Annotated in this window: 13 protein-coding genes and 1 pseudogene; 8 read left to right on the top strand and 6 right to left on the bottom strand. The window is 43.5% G+C overall.

Translation table 11 applies throughout. The annotated features are described in order from the left end of the window. Positions 1 to 86 precede the first annotated feature (86 nt). Positions 87 to 2,321 (top strand): alpha-galactosidase, encoded by a 2,235-nt coding sequence (locus tag SCRDD08_RS08870; protein ID WP_061423363.1) that lies wholly within the window; start codon positions 87 to 89, stop codon positions 2,319 to 2,321. An 893-nt stretch (positions 2,322 to 3,214) separates the two neighbouring features. After that, complete coding sequence (locus SCRDD08_RS08865) at positions 3,215 to 4,111, top strand: DUF7916 family protein (RefSeq protein WP_061423362.1); 897 nt, start codon at positions 3,215 to 3,217, stop codon at positions 4,109 to 4,111. Between the two features lie 9 nt (positions 4,112 to 4,120). On the opposite strand, the gene SCRDD08_RS08860 is transcribed toward SCRDD08_RS08865, so the two are convergent. After that, positions 4,121 to 5,335: an ROK family transcriptional regulator gene (locus SCRDD08_RS08860; protein ID WP_061423361.1), complete on the bottom strand. Its 1,215-nt coding sequence runs from the start codon at positions 5,333 to 5,335 to the stop codon at positions 4,121 to 4,123. Positions 5,336 to 5,542: 207 nt separating this feature from the next. On the opposite strand from SCRDD08_RS08860, the gene SCRDD08_RS08855 reads away from it, so the two are divergent. From SCRDD08_RS08855 to SCRDD08_RS08830, 6 genes are all read left to right on the top strand, one after another. Beyond that, on the top strand, positions 5,543 to 5,854 hold the full coding sequence (locus SCRDD08_RS08855; protein WP_061423360.1) for a PTS sugar transporter subunit IIB: 312 nt from the start codon (positions 5,543 to 5,545) through the stop codon (positions 5,852 to 5,854). A gap of 8 nt (positions 5,855 to 5,862) precedes the next feature. Further along, positions 5,863 to 6,180: a PTS sugar transporter subunit IIA gene (locus tag SCRDD08_RS08850; protein ID WP_061423359.1), complete on the top strand. Its 318-nt coding sequence runs from the start codon at positions 5,863 to 5,865 to the stop codon at positions 6,178 to 6,180. A gap of 13 nt (positions 6,181 to 6,193) precedes the next feature. After that, a complete protein-coding gene (locus tag SCRDD08_RS08845; protein ID WP_061423358.1) occupies positions 6,194 to 7,546 on the top strand; it encodes a PTS sugar transporter subunit IIC in 1,353 nt (450 codons plus the stop codon). Position 7,547: 1 nt separating this feature from the next. Then, complete coding sequence (locus tag SCRDD08_RS08840; protein WP_061423357.1) at positions 7,548 to 9,335, top strand: glycoside hydrolase family 35 protein; 1,788 nt, start codon at positions 7,548 to 7,550, stop codon at positions 9,333 to 9,335. 4 nt (positions 9,336 to 9,339) lie between these two features. Then, positions 9,340 to 10,269, top strand: a complete 930-nt coding sequence (locus SCRDD08_RS08835; protein WP_061423356.1) for an aldo/keto reductase — start codon at positions 9,340 to 9,342, stop codon at positions 10,267 to 10,269. Between the two features lie 297 nt (positions 10,270 to 10,566). Then, positions 10,567 to 13,614 carry an AAA family ATPase gene (locus SCRDD08_RS08830; RefSeq protein ID WP_061423355.1) on the top strand — a complete coding sequence of 1,016 codons (3,048 nt, stop codon included), beginning with the start codon at positions 10,567 to 10,569 and terminating at the stop codon, positions 13,612 to 13,614. Between the two features lie 61 nt (positions 13,615 to 13,675). Here the strand turns inward: SCRDD08_RS08830 and SCRDD08_RS08825 are convergent, their stop codons facing one another. The 5 genes and pseudogenes from SCRDD08_RS08825 to SCRDD08_RS08805 all read right to left on the bottom strand — a co-directional run bounded on the left by SCRDD08_RS08825 (position 13,676) and on the right by SCRDD08_RS08805 (position 20,058). Further along, complete coding sequence (locus tag SCRDD08_RS08825; RefSeq protein WP_155719802.1) at positions 13,676 to 14,665, bottom strand: arginase family protein; 990 nt, start codon at positions 14,663 to 14,665, stop codon at positions 13,676 to 13,678. A gap of 142 nt (positions 14,666 to 14,807) precedes the next feature. Continuing rightward, on the bottom strand, positions 14,808 to 16,349 hold the full coding sequence (gene hutH, locus SCRDD08_RS08820; protein WP_061423440.1) for a histidine ammonia-lyase: 1,542 nt from the start codon (positions 16,347 to 16,349) through the stop codon (positions 14,808 to 14,810). A gap of 5 nt (positions 16,350 to 16,354) precedes the next feature. Next, positions 16,355 to 17,707 carry an APC family permease gene (locus tag SCRDD08_RS08815; protein ID WP_048764755.1) on the bottom strand — a complete coding sequence of 451 codons (1,353 nt, stop codon included), beginning with the start codon at positions 17,705 to 17,707 and terminating at the stop codon, positions 16,355 to 16,357. A gap of 75 nt (positions 17,708 to 17,782) precedes the next feature. Beyond that, positions 17,783 to 18,381: pseudogene (locus SCRDD08_RS08810) on the bottom strand (HutD/Ves family protein). Between the two features lie 12 nt (positions 18,382 to 18,393). Beyond that, entirely contained in the window at positions 18,394 to 20,058 is a 1,665-nt protein-coding gene (locus tag SCRDD08_RS08805) for a formate--tetrahydrofolate ligase (protein ID WP_061423353.1), read from the bottom strand. Positions 20,059 to 20,073 lie beyond the last annotated feature (15 nt).

Raw genomic sequence — 20,073 nt, 5'->3', positions numbered from 1 at the left:
TACTAGAAAGAAAGGCTTACCAAAAGGGGTGGCCTTTTTTATAATGAAAGGAGAAGCATGATTGCAGACTGTGAAAGGAGAAAGTCATGAATAAGGCGAGTATTTGGTTTAACGAAGAGTGCAGGCAATTTCATCTGACTAATGGCGAGATTTCTTATATCTTTCGGGTTGCGGAGGATGGTAAACTCTTGCAACTTTACTACGGAGCGGTGGTACCAGAGCGGGATTATTCTTATCTGGTGGAGCTGCAGCATCGGCCCATGACGACCTATCGGAAAGAAGGGGATTTACGCTATTCTTTGGAGCATGTGCGGCAGGAATTTCCAGAATACGGCACTACAGACTTTCGCCATCCCGCTATCTGTCTGCGGCAGGAAAATGGCTCGCGTATTACTGATTTTGTCTATGTCAGTCATCAGATAGTAGATGGTAAGCCAGCTTTAGAGGGCCTGCCCGCTACTTATACAGAGGCTCAAACGGAGGCTAAGACTCTTATTCTAACCCTGCGAGATGCGTTGACAGAAGTGGAAGTTCAGCTGTTTTATACGATTTTTGCTGATTGGCCGATTATCGCTCGCTCCAGCAAAGTGATTAATCAAGGCAGGGAAACTTGCTATTTGGAATCCCTAGCTAGTCTGTCGCTGGATCTGCCAGATGCTGACTATGACTGGCTGCAGTTATCAGGGGCATGGGCCCGGGAACGCCATATCAAGGAGCGCCCGCTTCAGCAGGGGATTCAGTCTATTGAGTCAACCCGCGGCATTTCCAGTCCCCACCACAATCCTTTTGTGGCTCTTAAGCGACCGGAAACGACTGAATTTTCAGGTCCAGTGCTAGGAGCGGCCTTGGTGTATTCAGGCAATTTTCTCATTCAGGCTGAGGTGGATACCTATGATGTGACTCGGTTGCAGCTAGGCATCAATCCTTTTTGCTTTGAGTGGAAGCTGGCTGCGGGCCAGTCCTTTACCAGTCCAGAAGCTCTACTGGTTTACTCTGAGCAGGGCCTCAACGGCATGAGTCAAGTCTTTCATCAGCTATTTCGTCAACGTCTAGCTAGGGGCTACTGGCGTGAGCGAGCTCGTCCTGTTCTCATCAATAACTGGGAAGCTACCTATTTTGACTTTAGTGAGAATCAGCTGCTGGAGCTTGCTGAAAAGGCTCAGGAAGTAGGAGTGGAGCTCTTTGTGCTAGATGACGGCTGGTTTGGCCAGCGGACTAACGACCGCGTTGGGTTGGGGGATTGGTTTGTCAATCCAGAAAGGCTGCCGCGGGGTCTGGGCTCGCTGGCAGAGCGTATTCACGTTTTAGGCATGCAGTTTGGTCTTTGGTTTGAACCGGAAATGGTCAATAAGGACAGCCAACTCTATCGAGCTCATCCTGACTGGCTGCTGGCAGTGCCAGATAGACAGCCCCACCATGGTCGGAATCAGTTTGTTTTGGACTATTCTCGGCCGGAAGTAGTGGACGAGATATTTGAACGTCTATCAGCGGTTATCGAAGAAGCGCAGCTGGATTATATCAAATGGGATATGAATCGTCCTCTGACGGATGTCTTCTCAGCTGCCTGGCCAGCTGATCAGCAAGGAGAGATTTTTCACCGCTATGTCTTGGGTGTTTATAATTTATATGAGCGTTTGACTAATCGCTATCCGAGCTTGTTATTTGAGTCCTGCTCTTCAGGTGGGGGCCGCTTTGATCCAGGTATGCTCTACTATGCTCCTCAAGCTTGGACCAGCGATGACTCAGATGCGATTGAGCGCTTGAAGATCCAGTACGGGACCAGCCTTCTCTATCCGCTTTCGTCCATGGGGGCTCATGTCTCCATCGTGCCCAATCACCAGACCAATCGTCTGACTCCGTTAAAGACGCGGGGCAATGTCGCCTTTTTCGGTTCCTTTGGCTATGAGCTGGATCTTAATCAGCTAAGCCCAGAAGAATTGGCTGAAGTCAGGAAACAGATAGTTTTTTACAAGCGCCATCGAGAGCTGATTCATAATGGAACTTTTTATCGACTGCAGTCACCATTTAAGGGAGATGGACAGACAGCTTGGATGGTTGTCAGTCAGGATCAGAACACTGCACTTTTAGGCACTTTCAAGGTCCTCAATCAAGTCAATCGCTCTCATCAGCGTTTGCAACTGAAAGGACTGGCTGCGGATAATGTCTATCGACTAGAGGGGCGTACCTATACTGGGGCTGAGCTTATGCGAGTTGGGCTAGTTACCACGGACGCTTCCAGCGGTCAGCTACTGGAGGATTCTGAGCAAGAGCCGAGCTATGACTTTGATTCGAAACTCTGGCTGTTTGAAGCAGAGGATTAGTAGATGGCACGATTAATTCTATCTAGAAGAGATCATTGGTCATGATCTTAATATCTAGGAATAGAAATGAAAATTTATATTTGTGTAGTATGGTCAGGCCTTTTTAACTTCAGATGCCTGATTCAGAAGCTCGTGGTCTTCTGGTAATACTGTTTACTAATAGACCAATTGAGTCTAGCATCGTGAATTGTTGAGTGTCATTAGATAAGATTTGGTTCTAAACTTAACCGATTTGTGTATACTCTTCATAACATCATCTGAGATTTTTAGTTGTTTTGTATTTATTATAATGACAAACTATGGCATAGAAAAATGAGTATCCCCAACTGCGGGAATGCTCATTTTTTAGTATTGGAAATTAGCATTTGCCCATTCCCTTTTGGATTAAAATTAACTATAGATTTTATGGAGGATTAGTTTTGTACTTTCTTTTTTGCGAAGTATCCGTTTTCTGCATTCAACACAATGCTAGTAAAGACCGCGGAGAGTAGAACTATAGCTACAAAGCCTGTTGCCACGTACTAGTCAGTTATACCCACTGTTGTGGAGCATCCAGATAGATTGATAATACCATAAATCTCACTCTTTCCTATTGAGGTTGGAAGATTGAACACACCGTCAACTATATTGATTACTACAATAAACGAATTAAAATCGAACTAAAAGGTTTAGTCTTGTATAGCGCTGAACAAAATCTTTGGTTTAAATAAAAAATCTGATTTTTTAGGGCTAGTACACTCTGTTTTAATTTTTTTATTCACTCAATAGTAAAACGTTTACATTTGCAAATAAAAGTGTTATACTTAATTGGTAATAAAATATAAATAAAAAAGCTACAAAATGAGAATTAATCCATGATAATTAACATAACATAAATAAAAAGAGGTAGAAATATGGTAAAGCGATTTATTAGCTCTAATGCATCAGAAATTTTAAGTATGACGGCCCTTGAGCTGAAGCAAAGCATTAAAGCCAGCGAAGGACGTATCATTTTATCAGAAAATGTGGCTTTTAAGGAATCTTATATTGGAGATATTACTAATTCTGAGATGGCTAGAGCTTTTGGTGCAGACCTGATTTTGCTAAATGGTATCGATCTCTTCAATCCTTATGTAGATGGTTTGACTGGGAAAGGAAACTTTGTAGAGGAACTACATCATTTAGTTGGACGCCCTATCGGTGTCAATTTGGAGCCAATTGATACACAGGCACAAATGGCTGAAGATCGCCAAGAAATTAACGAAGGTAGACAAGCTAGCGCTGCAACTATTCAGGCAGCAGAAAAATATGGTGTTGATTTTATTTGCTTAACAGGAAATCCAGGAACAGGGGTGACCAATCAGGCGATTATCGATACGATTCGAGTAGTGAAAGAGCATTTTTCAGGCTTGCTTATTGCTGGAAAAATGCATGGTGCAGGAGTAGATGAGCCAGTAGCGGACTTGGAGGCTATCGATCAATTTATTGAAGCGGGAGCAGATATTATCCTAGCTCCAGCGGTGGGCAGTGTCCCAGGATTTGATGATGCAGATTTGAAACAAATCGTTCAGTTGGCACATAAAAAAGGTGCTCTTGTAATGAGCGCTATTGGAACGAGTCAAGAAAGTTCGGATACAGATATTGTTAAGCAAATGGCAATTCGAAATAAAATTTGTGGTGTAGATATTCAGCATATAGGGGATTCAGGGTACGGCTGCCTTGCCCCAGTAGAGAATATATTTGCCATGAGTAAAGCGCTTCGTGGTCAGCGTCATACTATTTCGATGATTGCTCGTTCGATCAATCGTTAAATATGTCAATTAAAAATGAGAGCTATAAAGGCTCTCATTTTTTTTGTTAAGAAATGCTGCATTAATGCAAAGGCTGGTTGCAGCTCTGGCGACATTCAAATAAGAATATGGTTTGATGGTAATCTCAGGCTGTTTTTGATGTGGAAACAGCTGTACCATATGTTGCAAGTAAGAGAGAATCTGTTCTGCAATTATAGGATAAGAGAAGATTTCGCCATCTAAGTAAATACGCTCCATATCGATGAGTTGGCATAAATTAGAAATTGAAATAGCTAAATATTTACAGGCGGTATTGATCAACTCAATACTACCGAGATCTCCCAATTTGTAAGCTGTAAGAAGTATGTTGAGGTTGATGTCACTAGAATCAGCCACTAAGGTTCGAAGTAGAGAAACACGGGAAGAGTGATAAAGCAGACTTGCTTTGTTAATCAAGGCGCTTTCGCTGGCATAGACTTGCAGGCAACCATTTTTACCACAAGGACAACGTTCACCTTCAGGATTGATGATCGTATGCCCAACTTCTCCAATTAGGAAATTTTCTTGACTATAGATACTTCCATTGTACATATACGAACAATGAATGCCTCGTGCAACATGATACACGATGAAATTACTATCTGTTGAATGATAGGTAAAGAGCCGCTCTGCCAAGGTGAGGCAATGAGATTTGTTGCCAAAGTACACGGGAACATCAAAAGCATCCTGTATTCTTTTTAAGTTGATATTTTCCCAAAGTGGATTCTTAGAGATGATTTGCTGGCTTTCATCTAATTTGACATGTCCAGGTAGGCCGATTCCAATTGCTGATATAGAAATATCCTTATGCTTTTGTAAAAAATGTTGGATAAGTTGAATGATTTTTATATCACTAGGGCCCTCTTGATGCTCCAGGTAGTGCGTATGCCATTCGCTAGCCAAAATCTCACCTATATTATCAGTAATCACTAAAGCAAGATACTTTTCAGAAATTTCAAAACCTAAATAGAAGTGTTGTCGAGAAGTGATGTCTAGTAGAGTTTTTTTACGTCCGACACTATCATCATCTAATTCTCCTAGTTCATGAACCAATCCTTCTTTGATGAGTTCGTTGATAATATTCCCTGTCGTAGCAGGAGTAATATGTGTTTCTTTTGAAATATCGATACGAGAAATAGGTCGTTTTGCATATAACTGGTCTAAAATTGTTGCTCTAATTTCAGCTTGTTTTCGGGTTAATGTCATATTTTTTACCTCAGCTGATATATTATCAAAAAATAATTAAAAATTCAACATGAAAGCGTTGACATTTTTGGATCTTCGGTATATAATATTTATAGAAAATTAATAATAAACTTATAAAAACAAAAAAACAGCTTTTTTATTTACATATTACAAACAATGGGTTTGTTTTAATTTTTTTAATACCTAATTATTTAGGAGGGGAATCATATGGCTACAAAAGAAATTATGCTAGTCTGTGCTGCAGGTATGAGTACCAGTCTCATGGTAACTAGAATGCAAAAAGCAGCGGAAGAAAAAGGGTTACTGGCAAACATTTTTGCAGTTCCAGTGCCAGAAGCAGAAATCTATCTAGCGGAACACCAAGTTGATATTGTCTTATTAGGGCCTCAGGTGCGCTATCTATTGGATGGTTTTAGAGAAAAGTTAGCAACTACTCCAGTAGATGTCATTCCGATGACGGATTACGGCATGATGAAGGGTGACAAAGTGCTAGAGCTAGCTGAGTCTCTGATGCAATAGGAGGATGTATGGACGGACAATCATCTTTAGAAGTTGCAATGCAGTTAATTATGTATGGCGGAGAAGCTAAATCTTGTGCTTTAGAGGCCATTACAGCAGCGAAAAAACAGGAATTTAATGAGGCTACAGAAAAACTCTCTCAAGCTCAGGCAGCGCTCTTAGAAGCGCACCATGCACAGATGGATATGCTGGCTAGAGAGGCACGGGGAGAAAAAAATGAAATTAATTTATTTATGATTCACGGTCAAGATCACTTAATGACAAGCATCGCTTTTGTTGATTTAGCTAAGGAAATCGTTGCTCTCTACCAAAAAATAGAAAAATAAGGAGAAGACTATTATGAGTAATTTTGTGGATAAATGGCAAGCACGCCTGATGCCGATTGCTAATAAAGTAGGGAATCAAAAGTTCCTCGTTGCTCTTAGAGATTCCTTTATTGGAACCATGCCAGTCATTATGACAGGTTCATTTGCTTTAATGCTGAATGCTTTTTTGTCTGACCTTCCAGGTCAATTTGGTTGGACTTGGATCACAAGTACTTTCCAGTGGTTGATTGACATCAACTGGTTAGTCTTCAAGGGAAGTATTCCAATTGTTGTTCTTTTGTTCTTGTTTACCTTTGGTGTAAACATTGCGCGAATTTACAAAACAGATAAGGTATCAGCTGGGCTGGTAGCAGTAGCTTCTTATGTCATTACGATTGGCGGTTCTATCACAAAGACATTTGAGTTGGCATCAAATAGCCAAGCAGTTGGTAAGGCAGTTGAGAAACTACCAGAGTTTAAATTAACTGGTAATAGTCTTGCAGTGACACTTAATAGTGTGATTCCGGGCGACCAAATTAGTGCCCGTGGGTATTTTACAGCAATTTTAATTGGTTTTGTCTCTGTTATCATTTTTTGTAAAGTCATGAATCGTAACTGGACAATCAAGCTTCCAGATTCTGTTCCACCTGCAATCATGAAGCCGTTCTTGTCTATCATTCCAGCTGCGATTGCTATGTATGTCATCGGTATTGCGACTTATATCTTCAATACTGTGACTGGAGAATTAATGATCAACTGGATCTATAAAGTCCTTCAAGCACCGCTTCTTAGCATGTCGCAAAGTTTCTGGGCTGTTTTGTTAATTGTATTTCTGAATAAGATTTTCTGGTTCTTTGGACTTCATGGTGGTAATATCTTAGCACCGGTCATGGCTAGTCTATTTGGTGTTACTATGCTTGCAAATTTAGAAGCTTTCCAAGCAGGACAAGCCATTCCATATATGTGGACAGATAACTCATTTGGTGCTTTTGTTTGGTTTGATGCGATTGGTGTCGCGATTGCAATTCTTTGGCAAGCTAAAAATAAACATTATCGTGAAGTGGCAAAATTGGGTATTTTCCCAATGATCTTTAATATCGGTGAGCCTGTGATGTATGGTTTGCCAATTGTACTGAATCCAATTATGTTCATTCCGTATATAGTGACTCCGCTTCTGATGGTAACTGTCTCTTACTGGGCGACTGCATGGGGACTTGTTGCACCTGTTACTCAAAACGTAACCTGGGTAATGCCTCCTGTTTTATATGGATTCTTTGCGACAGCCTTTGACTGGAGAGCAATCGTTCTATCACTCATTAATATCGCCATCTCAACCTTTGTTTACTTGCCATTTGTTAAGATGGCTGACAAACAACAGGAGCAATAATATGACAAATTTTGAAATACGTGATGAATTTTATCTTGATGGGAAGCCTTTTAAAATTTTATCAGGAGCCATTCAATATTTTCGTCTGCATCCTAATCAGTGGAGAGAAACACTTCATAACTTAAAAGCGCTAGGTTATAACACTGTTGAGACTTATATTCCTTGGAGTTTGCACGAACCTCAAGAAGGGCAATTTGTAACAGACGGCCTACTTGATTTTGAAGCTTATTTTGATCTTGTACAGGAAATGGGCCTTCATTTGATTGTTCGACCAACCCCATATATCTGTGCAGAGTTTGATTTTGGTGGAATGCCACCATGGCTACTCAATTATCCTGGTATGCGTTTCCGCGTAAATGATGTCTTGTTTTTAGAAAAAGTTAGTCGTTTTTACGATTGGCTCTTTCCAAAGCTCTTGCCTTATCAGTTTACAGAAGGCGGTCCTATTCTCATGATGCAAGTGGAGAATGAGTATGGTTCTTATGCGGAAGACAAGGAATATATGCGCAACATTGCGAAAATGATGCGAGATCGTGGAGTCAGTGTTCCTCTCTTTACATCAGATGGAACTTGGATCGAAGCCTTGGAATCAGGTACCTTGATTGAAGATGATATCTTTGTAACAGGGAATTTTGGATCACAAGCGAAGGAAAATACAGATAATTTACGTGCTTTTATGGAACGTCATGGTAAAAAATGGCCGCTTATGTGTACAGAGTTCTGGGATGGTTGGTTCAGTCGTTGGGGCGAAGAAATTGTCCGCCGAGATGCTGAAGATCTCGCGCAGGATGTAAAAGAGATGATGCAGATCGGTAGTATGAATCTCTTCTTGCTACGTGGAGGAACAAACTTTGGATTTATCAGTGGCTGTTCTGCTCGGAAGACAAGAGATTTACCACAAATTACCTCCTATGATTTCGATGCACCGGTTACAGAATGGGGTGTGCCAACAGAGAAGTATTATGCTGTCCAACGAGTGACACATGAACTTTTTCCAGAATTGGAGCAAATGGATCCAATTATTCGTAATGCTAGAGCTTATGGAAGCTTTCCTGTCGAAGGAACAGCAGATCTTTTGGATGTAGCTCCACAGATCACAGAGGAAATTGTACATGATTATCCACAACCAATGGAGCGAATTGGACAGAATCATGGCTATATCCTTTATCGTTCAGATATTAAGAATCAATATCACGAAGAGCGACTGAAAGCATTAGAAACTCACGATCGTTGTCACTTCTATATCAATCAAGAGCACTTAGCTACTCAGTATAGAGAAGAGCTGGGAGATGAAATGCTCTTCTCTGCTGATACAGAGCGTATTCAAATCGATGTGTTGGTAGAAAATATGGGACGTGTCAACTATGGGTACAAGTTGAATGCACCTAGCCAGTCTAAAGGTGTAAAAGGTGGTATCATGATCAACCACCAATTCCGTAAAGGTTGGAAACACTATTCCTTGAAGTTTGATGAGACCATGTTGTCTAAGCTAGAATGTACAAATCCTGTGCCAGATAAGATTGTATCACCCATTTTTTACAAATTTAATGTAAAATTAGATGAGATAGCAGATACTTTTATCGACTGTTCACAGTATGGTAAAGGCTGTATCAGTGTCAACGGCTTTAATCTAGGACGCTATTGGAGTCAAGGTCCGATTCAATATCTGTATATTCCGTCAGGATTTCTGAAAGAAGAAAATGAGTTTATCGTTTTTGAGACGGAAAATGTAAAAATTGAAGAACTGTCCTTGGTTGATCAGCCGGTATTTAAAGAAATGGGGTTGTAAAACAATGAAATATATCAGCGTTGGGAATGAATTGGAACAGGCTAGCCAATTGGTCTTGGGCTGTATGCGGATGGCTGAAAAGTCTTCAGATGAAATTGTAACTGTGTTGAAGACTGCTCAGGAAATCGGTATTAACTTCTATGATCACTCCGATGTTTATGCAGGTGGTGAGTCAGAAGCTAAATTTGCTAAAGGTTTGAAAGATGCGGGAATTTCACGTGATCAAGTGATCATTCAGTCAAAATGTGGCTTGCGAGATGTGCATACGAATTATCATTTTGATTTTTCAAAAGAGTATATCATTGACTCAGTAGAAGCCAGTTTGAAACGCCTACAGACCGATTATATGGATGTCTTACTCTTACATCGTCCAGATGCTCTGGTCGAGCCAGATGAAGTAGCAGAAGCATTTGATCGTTTGCATCAAGCTGGAAAAGTGCGTTACTTTGGAGTTAGCAATCAAAATCCTTACCAAATCGAGCTTTTACAAAAGAGTGTCAAGCAGCCACTGATTGTCAATCAGTTGCAGTTTGGCCCAGCTCATACACCTATGATTGATCAAGGTCTGAATGCTAATATGCACAATTCTTTTGCCATCAATCGTGATGGAGGCGTCTTGGATTATTGTCGATTGAAGGATATTACTATCCAGCCATGGTCGCCATTCCAAGTTGATTTGGCACAGGGATTGTTTATGGATCATCCTAAATATGTAGAATTGACAAAGACACTTAAACAGTTTGTAGAGCAGTATCAAGTTTCCTTTGAAGCGATTGTCCTTGCTTGGATTTTACGGCATCCAGCAAATATGCAACCAATCATCGGAAGTATGAATCCGGAGCGAATCCGCTCAAGTGCAGAAGCATTTAAAGTAGATTTGCCACGTTCAGAATGGTACAAAATTTATAAAAGCGCAGGAAATGCTTTGCCGTAAATACTTCCCTGTTTTAAAGAAGCAAATTGTGAAAATGGTTTGCTTCTTTTCATTTGTTATAAAAATTGGCTCTTTGTTAACTATTTGGTGCTTCCTCTCTATTAAGGGAGTTTTAGCGATAGCCGTTTTCCTACAAACTTTACATAGGTCTTATGAGATTTTTTTCTACAACAAAATAGGCTCCGTGCTTTCTATAGGGGGGCTCCATTACAGAAATGATAGAGTCGTTTTTTCTTGCTTGCTAAAATGTCTTATTTTGTTTATATTAGTTTTATAAGCTTTCTTGGAGGCGTTTGCATGACGAAAAATCTGTTGAGGTTGAAATTACTGGGAAGTCCGAGTGTCTTTCTCAATCAGGAGGAAGTCTTTTTTCCTTTTGCCAAAATCAATGCTCTGCTCTATTATCTCCATATCAATGGAACAGTCAATCGGGAGGAGATTGCAGGAATCCTCTGGGAAAACAAGGATAATCAGACTGCCAAAAAGAATCTGCGCAACACAATTTATCAAGCCAATAAGCTACTAGGTGGAGAATGGATTATTGCTCCCAATCGGACCGTGCTGTCGCTTAATCCCGAGTGTGCGATTGAAAGTGATGTAGAAATTTTCACGGACAAGCCTGCGGAGCATCTGTCGCTCTATCAGGGTGATTTTCTGCAGGGCTTCTATCTCAAGGACAGTGAAGCCTTTGATTATTGGGTGTCCAAGATGCGGACGCGATATGAGCAGCTCTATATCCAGGCTTGTTACCAAAAGTTGGAAAAAGATCCATCGAATTTGGAAGAATCAGAGCGAAATCTGCGTCGTATGATCAGTATCGATGAGTTTGATGAAAAGAATTATCATCTGCTGATGAAGCTCTATCAGGAGAATGATCGACCTGGTAAGGTAATTGAGACTTATTATAAATTGGTCAATCTCTTGGACAAGGAATTGGGGATTAGTCCGAATGAAGCAATCCAACAGCTGTACCATGAAGTGATGGCCAAGGATCGCAGTGAGCGTAAAATCAAGCAATTTTTACGTAATACAGACCACTTTTTTGGCCGAGTGGGTGAAATCAAGCGTTTGGAATCTTATTTTTCTAAGATTTTAGAGAGGCAAGAACCTCGTGCGCTGCTCTTAGTCGGTGGTACTGGCATCGGTAAACGGACAGTGACCCGACAAGTACTGGCTAATCAGACCAAGTATTTCCAGATTGTTATGGCAGAGTGCTTCAAGGAAGAAATGACGGTTGGATTGCAGCCTTGGCGCAGTTTGCTAGATGGCTTGGGTGACCTAGTTATTCAGCATCAGATCCTTTCTACCAGCCAGTGGCAGGTTATTTTGGATAGTTATTTTCCGATTATGGCAGGTGAAGCTTCGGATTTTGAGCTGAATACGGATCGTCTGGCTTGGTTTGTACTGGATATTTTGCAAAAGATTTCTAAGAAAAAGGCTTTGGTGATCTTGGTTGAGGACTGTCACTGGATGGATGAGGCTAGTGTGGCTGTTTTAGAGCAGGTTATGAACCATTTGAGGGATTATCCAGTAGCCTTTGTGTTGACCAAGCATCTGAGTACGCCACCTTATCTTGGCCGCTTTTTCAATCGCTTATTGCTTCGTAGCCAGCTAGACTGCATTGAGCTGCAGCCGCTGGATTTTAAGTCTAGTGTGGCTTATTTGCAGGCCCAGACTGGACAGTTAGTCATATCTGAAGAACGGCTTGAGGCTATTTATCGGGTCAGTCAGGGCATTCCTTTCTTTCTATCAGAGTATGCGGAACAGCTTCTGCGAGGTGAGAAATTCCAGCCGTTGACCTCAGCTATTAAAGCGAAACTATCTCTGAAATTAGGCTATTTGAGCAGCCAGGAGGAGGAATTGGTTGACTATCTGGCTTGCTTTAGTTCCCCTGCTTCGGTAGCGCTCTTAGCTAAGTTGCTAGGCCTATCTGTGGAAGAAGTGGTCGAAATTGCGGAAGGATTTGGGCAAAAACAGCTTTCAATAGAAGAGGAGCAGGAGGAATTGGTTTTACGATTCAGCCAGGAGCTTTTGCGGATTTATGCTTATGAGCGCTTACCACTTGCCAAGAAGCGAATGCTACATCACCAGATTGCCCAAGGCATGGAAGACCAGCTGGGAGCCTCTCTTTATCATGCTCAGCTGCTCAATGACATTGCCTATCATTATAAGATGTCCAAACAACCGATTAAGTCTTTGGAGTATGAGCTGCATTATCTCGAGGCTACCTTGCAGTTTCATCATGAGCTCTTTCCCATTTATTCGCGGGAGTTTGGCTTTATTGAAAAGACGGATGATAGCAATCAGTCTGCGGTTTTAGACCAGTTTGACCGTATCCGTCGAGAGATAGAGGACTTAGAGAGAAAACACCAGAGTCACAAAGATTTTAAGCTATTGCTTCTCCGCTTTCTCTATCTGGAAGGGCGTTATGCTATCCGGACGGGGAATTACCAGCAGGGAATGGACAATATCCAGCAGGTGATTGCTTCTGCTAAAGAGCTGCAGCAGATGGAGTTTCTCCTAGAAGGCTATCGGCAGATGATTTACTACTGCATTCAGACGGAAAATATCCCTGAGATGCGCTACTATACGGAGTTGGCTCTGGATGCTTCGGTCCAGGCCAATAATCACGAAGCTATTGCAATGAATCTTCGACTTAAGGGGCTTTATCATCTCATGATTGGAGATGAGGAGCAGTCACTCCGCCATCTTTACCAGTCTATCGATTGCTTTAGTTTGACGGCTTCGTTGCGCTCAAAGTATTCGATTCAGATTGCGGCAGCTCTAGATTATCTGGCAGAGATTGAGCAAATTCGTGGGAATTTCACGACAGCGCTGGCTCATCAGAAAGAGGCGATTGAGCTGACGGAAAATAAAACAGCAGAACCTTCGATTTTTGCTTTCTATATAGGCTTGGGGCTGACTTATTATCAGCTAAAAGATTATGAACAGGCGGAGCGAATCTTGCTGAAAGCGAAAGCAGCCCTGAAGTCGCTCAGCTTTCCTTGGAAGGAGACCCAGCTGGAAGTTTATTTGGCCTTGATTGGCTGCGAGAAGGAGGATTACCAGCCGGTGCTTGATCTGCTGCGGGAAAAGGATAGTCTCATTAGCCGCTATGGCAATCCGCGGGACAAGGGCTTGATCTACTATCTGATGGCTGTGATCAAGTATCGTCAGCTGGCTGGTAGCTTGCAGGAAGCTGGTTTTGAAAATTTACTAGCCCAGGACTTTGAAACTTATTATGAAACAGCCAAGAGTCAACTCAATCCTTATCGTGACCGGCACCAGCTCAAGGAATTAGAAAACTTACGCCAAGGTCTATCTCAGGCATTAAACACAAAATAAAAGAGGATGAACTCTATGTTCGTCCTCTTTTGATGTTTGTAATGAAGTTTTTAAATCCCCGTTAGTCATGTGCTTGTGCCCAGACTTGAGTCAGGTAAAAAATGAAGCTGGCAGCTAGGTTAGCCGTATGGTTGTCAATATCGTGGGGCGGGGAGACTTCGACGATGTCAAAGCCGATCAGCTTGCCGGAGGCAGCGATATGCTGGAAGACCAGCACGGCCAGATTAGGGTCCACTCCCAGCGACTGGATGGCACTGACACCGGGTGCGGCACCAGCTGCAAAGCAGTCAATATCAATGGTCAGGTAAACCTGCTCCTTATCAGCCAGAAAGGCATCGACGGCCTTGCAGACTTCCTTGTGGCCTATCTGGTAGATATCCAGCCCTGTCAGAAACTGAATGGCCTTGGATTTGGCGACAAAGTCAAAGAGAAAGAGATTGTTATTGTGTTCCTGAATGCCCAGAATCAGGTAGTTAAAGGTCTCTTTGGCCGCTAGGCTGTCGTCAAACATCTGGCGAAAGCCGGTGCCGGAGTTGGGGCCGGTCTGCTCATAAGGCCGCAGGTCGAAATGAGCATCCATATTGATGACGGCCAAATCTTGGTCAGGATTTAGTGACGACTTGAGCCCTAGATAGTGGCCATAGGCTGTTTCGTGGCCGCCGCCCAAGACGATAGGCCGGAGATTGAGCTCCCGCAGGCGCCTGACGGCCCGAGCCAGACTGTGCTGCAGCTGGTCCAGCGAGCGGTTAGGTCCGTCGATATCGCCGGCATCAAAGACTCGGACATTTCTGCCCAGATGCCAAGGCAGCTTAGCCAGCTGGGTCCGGACAGCCTGGGGACCTTCGACTGCACCGACGCGGCCGTGGTTGATATAGACCCCCTTGTCGCTCTTGAAGCCAATCAGGGCAAAGTTTACCCCTTCAAAAGGGGTTAGGCTAGGATCATTTAAGTCCAGAAACTCAATGACCATGCCCCATTTGGCAGTATATAGATTGTCCTCTGGACCTCGCTGATAGTAACGGTTGTCTAGCTGATAGTAATCTTCTAACATGATTTTGTCCTTTTCCATAACGATACTTGCGACTTTATTATAAGAGTTTCCGCTATGCCTGTCAATGACTTTTGGCGGGAAAAGAAGCCCAGCTGAGTGAGAGCAGGCTTCTTAGGTTAGCTTTTTTACAGAGTCATCAGCTTTAGAACTGAATGCTCAGGTCCACAGCCTTTTCAACGGCTGCTAGAAATTCATCGCTCTCAATCAGCTCAGAAGCCTTGTTGAGCTCTTCGTAGATTTCGATATCCTTATCAAACTCGATAAAGCGGACATGCTGACGGAAGAGGTCGTAGGCTGGCTTGGTCCCTTTGCCCAGTTCATGGTTTTCTGGTTTCAGATCGAGAGCTTGGCAGGCTGCCATGATTTCTGTTGCCACGATGCGGCGAGAATTCTTGAGAATCTCAGCTGCCTTGCGTGCTGCAGTAGTTCCCATGCTGACAAAGTCTTCTTGGTTTTCACAAGATGGGATAGAGTCTACGCTGGCTGGATGAGACAGAACCTTGTTCTCAGAAGCAAGCGAAGCACAAGCATACTGGGTAATCATAAAGCCAGAGTTGAGGCCTGGGTGTTTGACCAAGAAGGATGGGAGCTTGCTCAGTTGGCTATTGACCAGACGTTCTACACGCCGCTCGGATACATTTCCGATTTCAGAAATAGCGATACCGAGGAAGTCGAATGGCTGTGCCATTGGTTCACCGTGGAAGTTACCGCCTGAGATAACATGACCTTCCTTGGTAATGATAGGGTTGTCTGTAACAGAGTTGATTTCAATCTCAACCTTGGTCTTAACATAAGCGATAGAGTCCTTGCTGGCACCATGAATCTGTGGAATACAGCGTAGAGTATAGGGGTCTTGAACACGTTGTTGAGTAGCTACGGTCGTATTGCCACTGCCTTCTAGAAGGTTGCGGATATTGCGGGCTGTAGCCAGCTGACCGCTCTGAGGTCGAATGGTATGTAAGTCTTCTTCAAATGGACTGGTAATACCATTGTGGACTTCCATGGAAAGAGCCCCAGCAACATCTGACAGTTTAAGCAGTTGGATGGCATCGTAGGTAGCCAGAGCTCCGATACCTGTCAGGACAGTCGTTCCGTTAATCAGCGCCAGCCCTTCCTTGGCTGCTAGAGCAATTTTCTCGATACCAGCCTTGTCCAAAGCTTCTTGTCCAGAGAGCAATTGGCCTTGATAGTAAGCGCGCCCCAGTCCTAGCATAGGCAGAACCATGTGAGCCAGCGGTGCCAAGTCACCAGAAGCACCGAGAGAGCCCTTTTCTGGAATAAATGGCACGACGCCTTTATTGAGCAATTCCAGAAGTTTTTCGACAGTAGAGAGACGGATACCAGAATAGCCCTTGACCAGAGAATTAATTCGAATTAACATGATCGCTCGGACTGCATCTTCAGGAAGAGGATCGCCAAATCCTGAAGCATGGGTGCGAATCAAGTTTTCCTGCAGTTGAGTTGTATCTTCTGGCGAGATGCTGACATTGCAGAGGGAGCCAAATCCAGTTGTAACACCGTAAACTACCCGCTTTTCGCGGACGATGTCATCTACGATTTTACGGGAAGCTTCTACAGATTTCTTAGCTTCTTGGTTTATTTCGCAGATAGCTCCATGACGAGCTACTGCAATGACATCTTCTAAAGTAAGGTGTTCGCCATCCAAATTGATTACATGTGTCATAAGATTCATTCTCCTTTTTGTTCAAGAACTTTATTTTTACAAATCAGCACTATGTAGATATAGTAGACTGCGCTGGCGACAAGGACACCGATGAGACCATAGACATAGTTCATTGGATTTTCACCCCAAATCATGACGAGGCTGATTAGGACCGCTAAAATTGGGATGACAGGACCAAATGGAACGCGGAAGACCACTTTCTTATCTGGATATTTCTTTCTCAATACCAATACGGCTAGAGCAGTTGGGATGTATTGGAAGAAGCGGAAGACTACGCTGAGAGCCGCTAATACTTCAAATGTTCCTGTAAAGAGCAGGGCGATGGCCAAAAGTCCGGAGATAATAATGGCAATTACAGGGGCGTTTTTAGCATTGGTTTCAGCGATTTTTTTAGGCAACAAGCCTTCATCTGCAATGGCTGCACCATAACGTGGGACCATGATAGATTCCCCGATGTTAAGTCCAGCAATAGAGATCAGCGCTCCAATAGAAACAATCCATGCTCCAGCAGGGCCAATCATTTCGACAAAGGCGTCTTGTACAGAGGCATCTGTTTGTAGGATTCGGCTGCCTAACATGGCGATAGTTCCTGCGATAATCAGCATATAGAGAACAGAGACAATACTGATAGAGCCCAAAATAGCTCGAGGCACATTCTTTTCTGGGTTGCGCATTTCACCAGCAACGATAGACATGGTTTCAAATCCGATGAAACCGTAGAAAATGTAGATCGCTGTACTAGAGATGGCTTTCATGATATCTACGCCAGGTTCTAGCTGAAGAAACGGAGTGAAGTTTCCTTTGTCAATTCCTCCTTTGATGAAGAAAATCGCACATAGACTGAAAGCGACAATTGGGATGAGCTTGGCTACGGTTGCGGTCAAGGTGAACATTTTGGAAGTCTTAAGACCGGATATATTCATCAGACTGAGTAGGATAATCAGGCTCACACTGAGCAGAAGTTCATAGGGGGCAAAGGATTTAAAAGTAATGACAAAAAGTCTCGCAAATCCTGCTGCCATTGCTGACCAAGCGATGATGGTAACCGCCCAGCCTAGGAAGCCAACATTAAATCCGACAAAGTCTCCAAAGGCTGCTTTGGAATATTGGAAGGCTCCGCCGTTTTTATTAAAATAACCAGCAGTTTCTGCCAAGCAGACGGCTAAGAGAATAACGAGGAGGGCAGTTCCCAGCATGACAGCTAGAGAAGCAGGACCCAGTCCTTTATAAATCTTTTGAGGTAGGAGGAAAATTCCTGAACCGATAACAGCATTGATACCATAGAGAGTAGCGCCAGAAAAGCTGAATTTCGCATTTTCTCGCTCTTGTTCTTGTGCAGTGAGTTTAGTCGCATTCATAATAATGTTTCTCCTTTAGAGATGTGGGATCCTTTCCAAGTAAAGATAGAACGATGATAGGGCATCCTTGTATCTTTACTTAGTAGGGATATGGGTCAAACCAGCCCATATAGCAAGGGGAGCACCCGTTGGCTGGTCACTCGAAAACATTATTTGCAACTCAGTTTCCTGAGTCTCTTTTTCCACTATCAGAAGTTGCCCTGTCTCTAGGTTAAGCGATGGCAGGCCTGTTCCTGTCACCATCAAATCACTCAAGGCATAGATGAATTGAATTGCTTCATCTTGACTAAGCTCTTGTCCATCTGAGATGGCAAGCATCTGTCCCTGATAATGGTCGCTGTAGATTAAGTTAAAGTCGGTACAAGTCCCACGACTTGTGATAGAATCACTCCCTTCGAAAAAATAGGGGGTAAAGGGAGCTAGAACCGTTTCCTCCTGCCGACTGGCATTGTGGAGATGAAGTGTGTGGTCCAGGCTCATGAGAATGCGGTGAAAGCCGCTGAGGTCAGAAAACTGACTTTCAGCCAACTCCACAGTCGCTGTTGAGAGGCGATAGTCAAAGTCACGCTTACCATAGTGGCCAGTTGGCGGGGAAAGATAAAGCTGTTTTGTCTTTCCCCCGACCAATCGGAAACTTGAAAATCGCTTGATTTTAGAAGGGTTATATTTGCCATTTTTGGTATTTATTAGAACAAACCGCTGATATTGCCGTCTTTGTCAACATCAATCTTTTCGCTGGCTGGTACTTTAGGCAGTCCTGGCATGGTCATGATTGCACCAGTCAGAGCAACGATAAAGCCTGCACCAGCAGAAACTTTGAGCTGGCTGATCGTCACAACAAAATCTTTAGGTGCGCCTAGCTTTTTAGCATCGTCTGAGAAGGAGTACTGAGTCTTAGCCATACAGATAGGATAGTTGGAGAAGCCCAGCTCTTCCAGTTGTTTGAGCTCGCGTTTAGCAGCAGGAGTCAGGCGAACGCCCTTGCCTCCATAGACCTTGGTAACGATCTTGTTCAGCTTGGTCTCGATGGAGTCCTCTTCATTATATACAAATTGGAAGTGATTGTCTCCTTCGGCCAGTTCCACGACTTTTTCAGCCAACTCTTTACCGCCAGCTCCGCCATTTGCCCAGACATCAGAAATAACGACGTCAACTCCGCGTTTTTGGCAGGCGTCATAAACTGCTTGCAATTCTGCTTCGGTATCCAGCGGGAATTTATTGATGGCAACGACTGCTGGCAGGCCATAAACATCTTGAATGTTTTCCAGATGTTTTTCCAAGTTTGGCAGTCCAGCTACAACAGCTTGGACATTTTCTTCAGCCAAATCACTCTTAGCCACACCACCGTGCATCTTGAGGGCGCGGATGGTAGCAACTAGAACTACAGCAGATGGGCGCAGGCCAGATGTACGACACTTGATATCAATGAATTTTTCAGCACCGAGGTCAGCACCAAAACCAGCTTCTGTGACTGCATAGTCGGCATATTTGAGAGCTAGCTTGGTAGCTAGGACACTGTTACAGCCATGGGCAAAAGGTCCACCGTGAATCAAGGCTGGCGTGTGTTCCAGAGTTTGAACCAAGTTTGGATGAATAGCGTCTTTGAGCACAGCGGCCATAGCGCCACCAGCTTTCAAGTCCTTAGCAGTTATTGGCTTGCCTTCAAAGCTGTAGCCAATGATGATTTTTTCCAAACGGTTTTTGAGATCGGTAATATTTTCTGACAGACAGAGAATAGCCATAACCTCAGAAGCAACTGTAATATCAAAACCGTCTTCACGCGGGACACCGTTGACTTTGCCTTGCAAGCCATCTACAATGTAGCGAAGTTGCCGGTCATTCATATCCACCGCCCGTTTCCAAGTGATGCGGCGAGAATCAATGCCTAAGGCATTGCCATGATGGATGTGGTTGTCAATGAGGGCAGCCAGCAGATTGTTGGCAACACCGATGGCATGAAAGTCACCAGTGAAGTGGAGGTTGATGTCCTCCATAGGCACCACCTGAGCGTGCCCGCCACCAGCAGCTCCGCCTTTGATACCAAAGACAGGTCCGAGTGAAGGTTCCCGCAGAGCGATAACGGCTTTTTTACCGATAGCAGCCAAAGCATCGACTAATCCGACAGAAGTCGTGGTCTTACCTTCTCCAGCTGGTGTCGGAGAAATAGCGGTCACGAGAATCAGTTTGCCGTCTGGCTCGTCTTTTAAAGCTTCCAGTTGGCCGGCACTGATTTTTGCCTTGTAATTTCCATAAAGAGACAAGGCGTCTTCAGCAATTCCTAGCTTTTCTGCCACTTCTTTGATGGGCTTCATTTGAACCGAATTGGCAATTTCAATATCTGATAAAACCATATTGTTACCTCTTGA

Source organism: Streptococcus cristatus (genome assembly GCF_001578775.1).
GTDB lineage: Bacteria > Bacillota > Bacilli > Lactobacillales > Streptococcaceae > Streptococcus > Streptococcus cristatus_A.
Note: the sequence above shows the minus strand (reverse complement) of the source record. Positions and strands in the feature narration are given on the sequence as shown.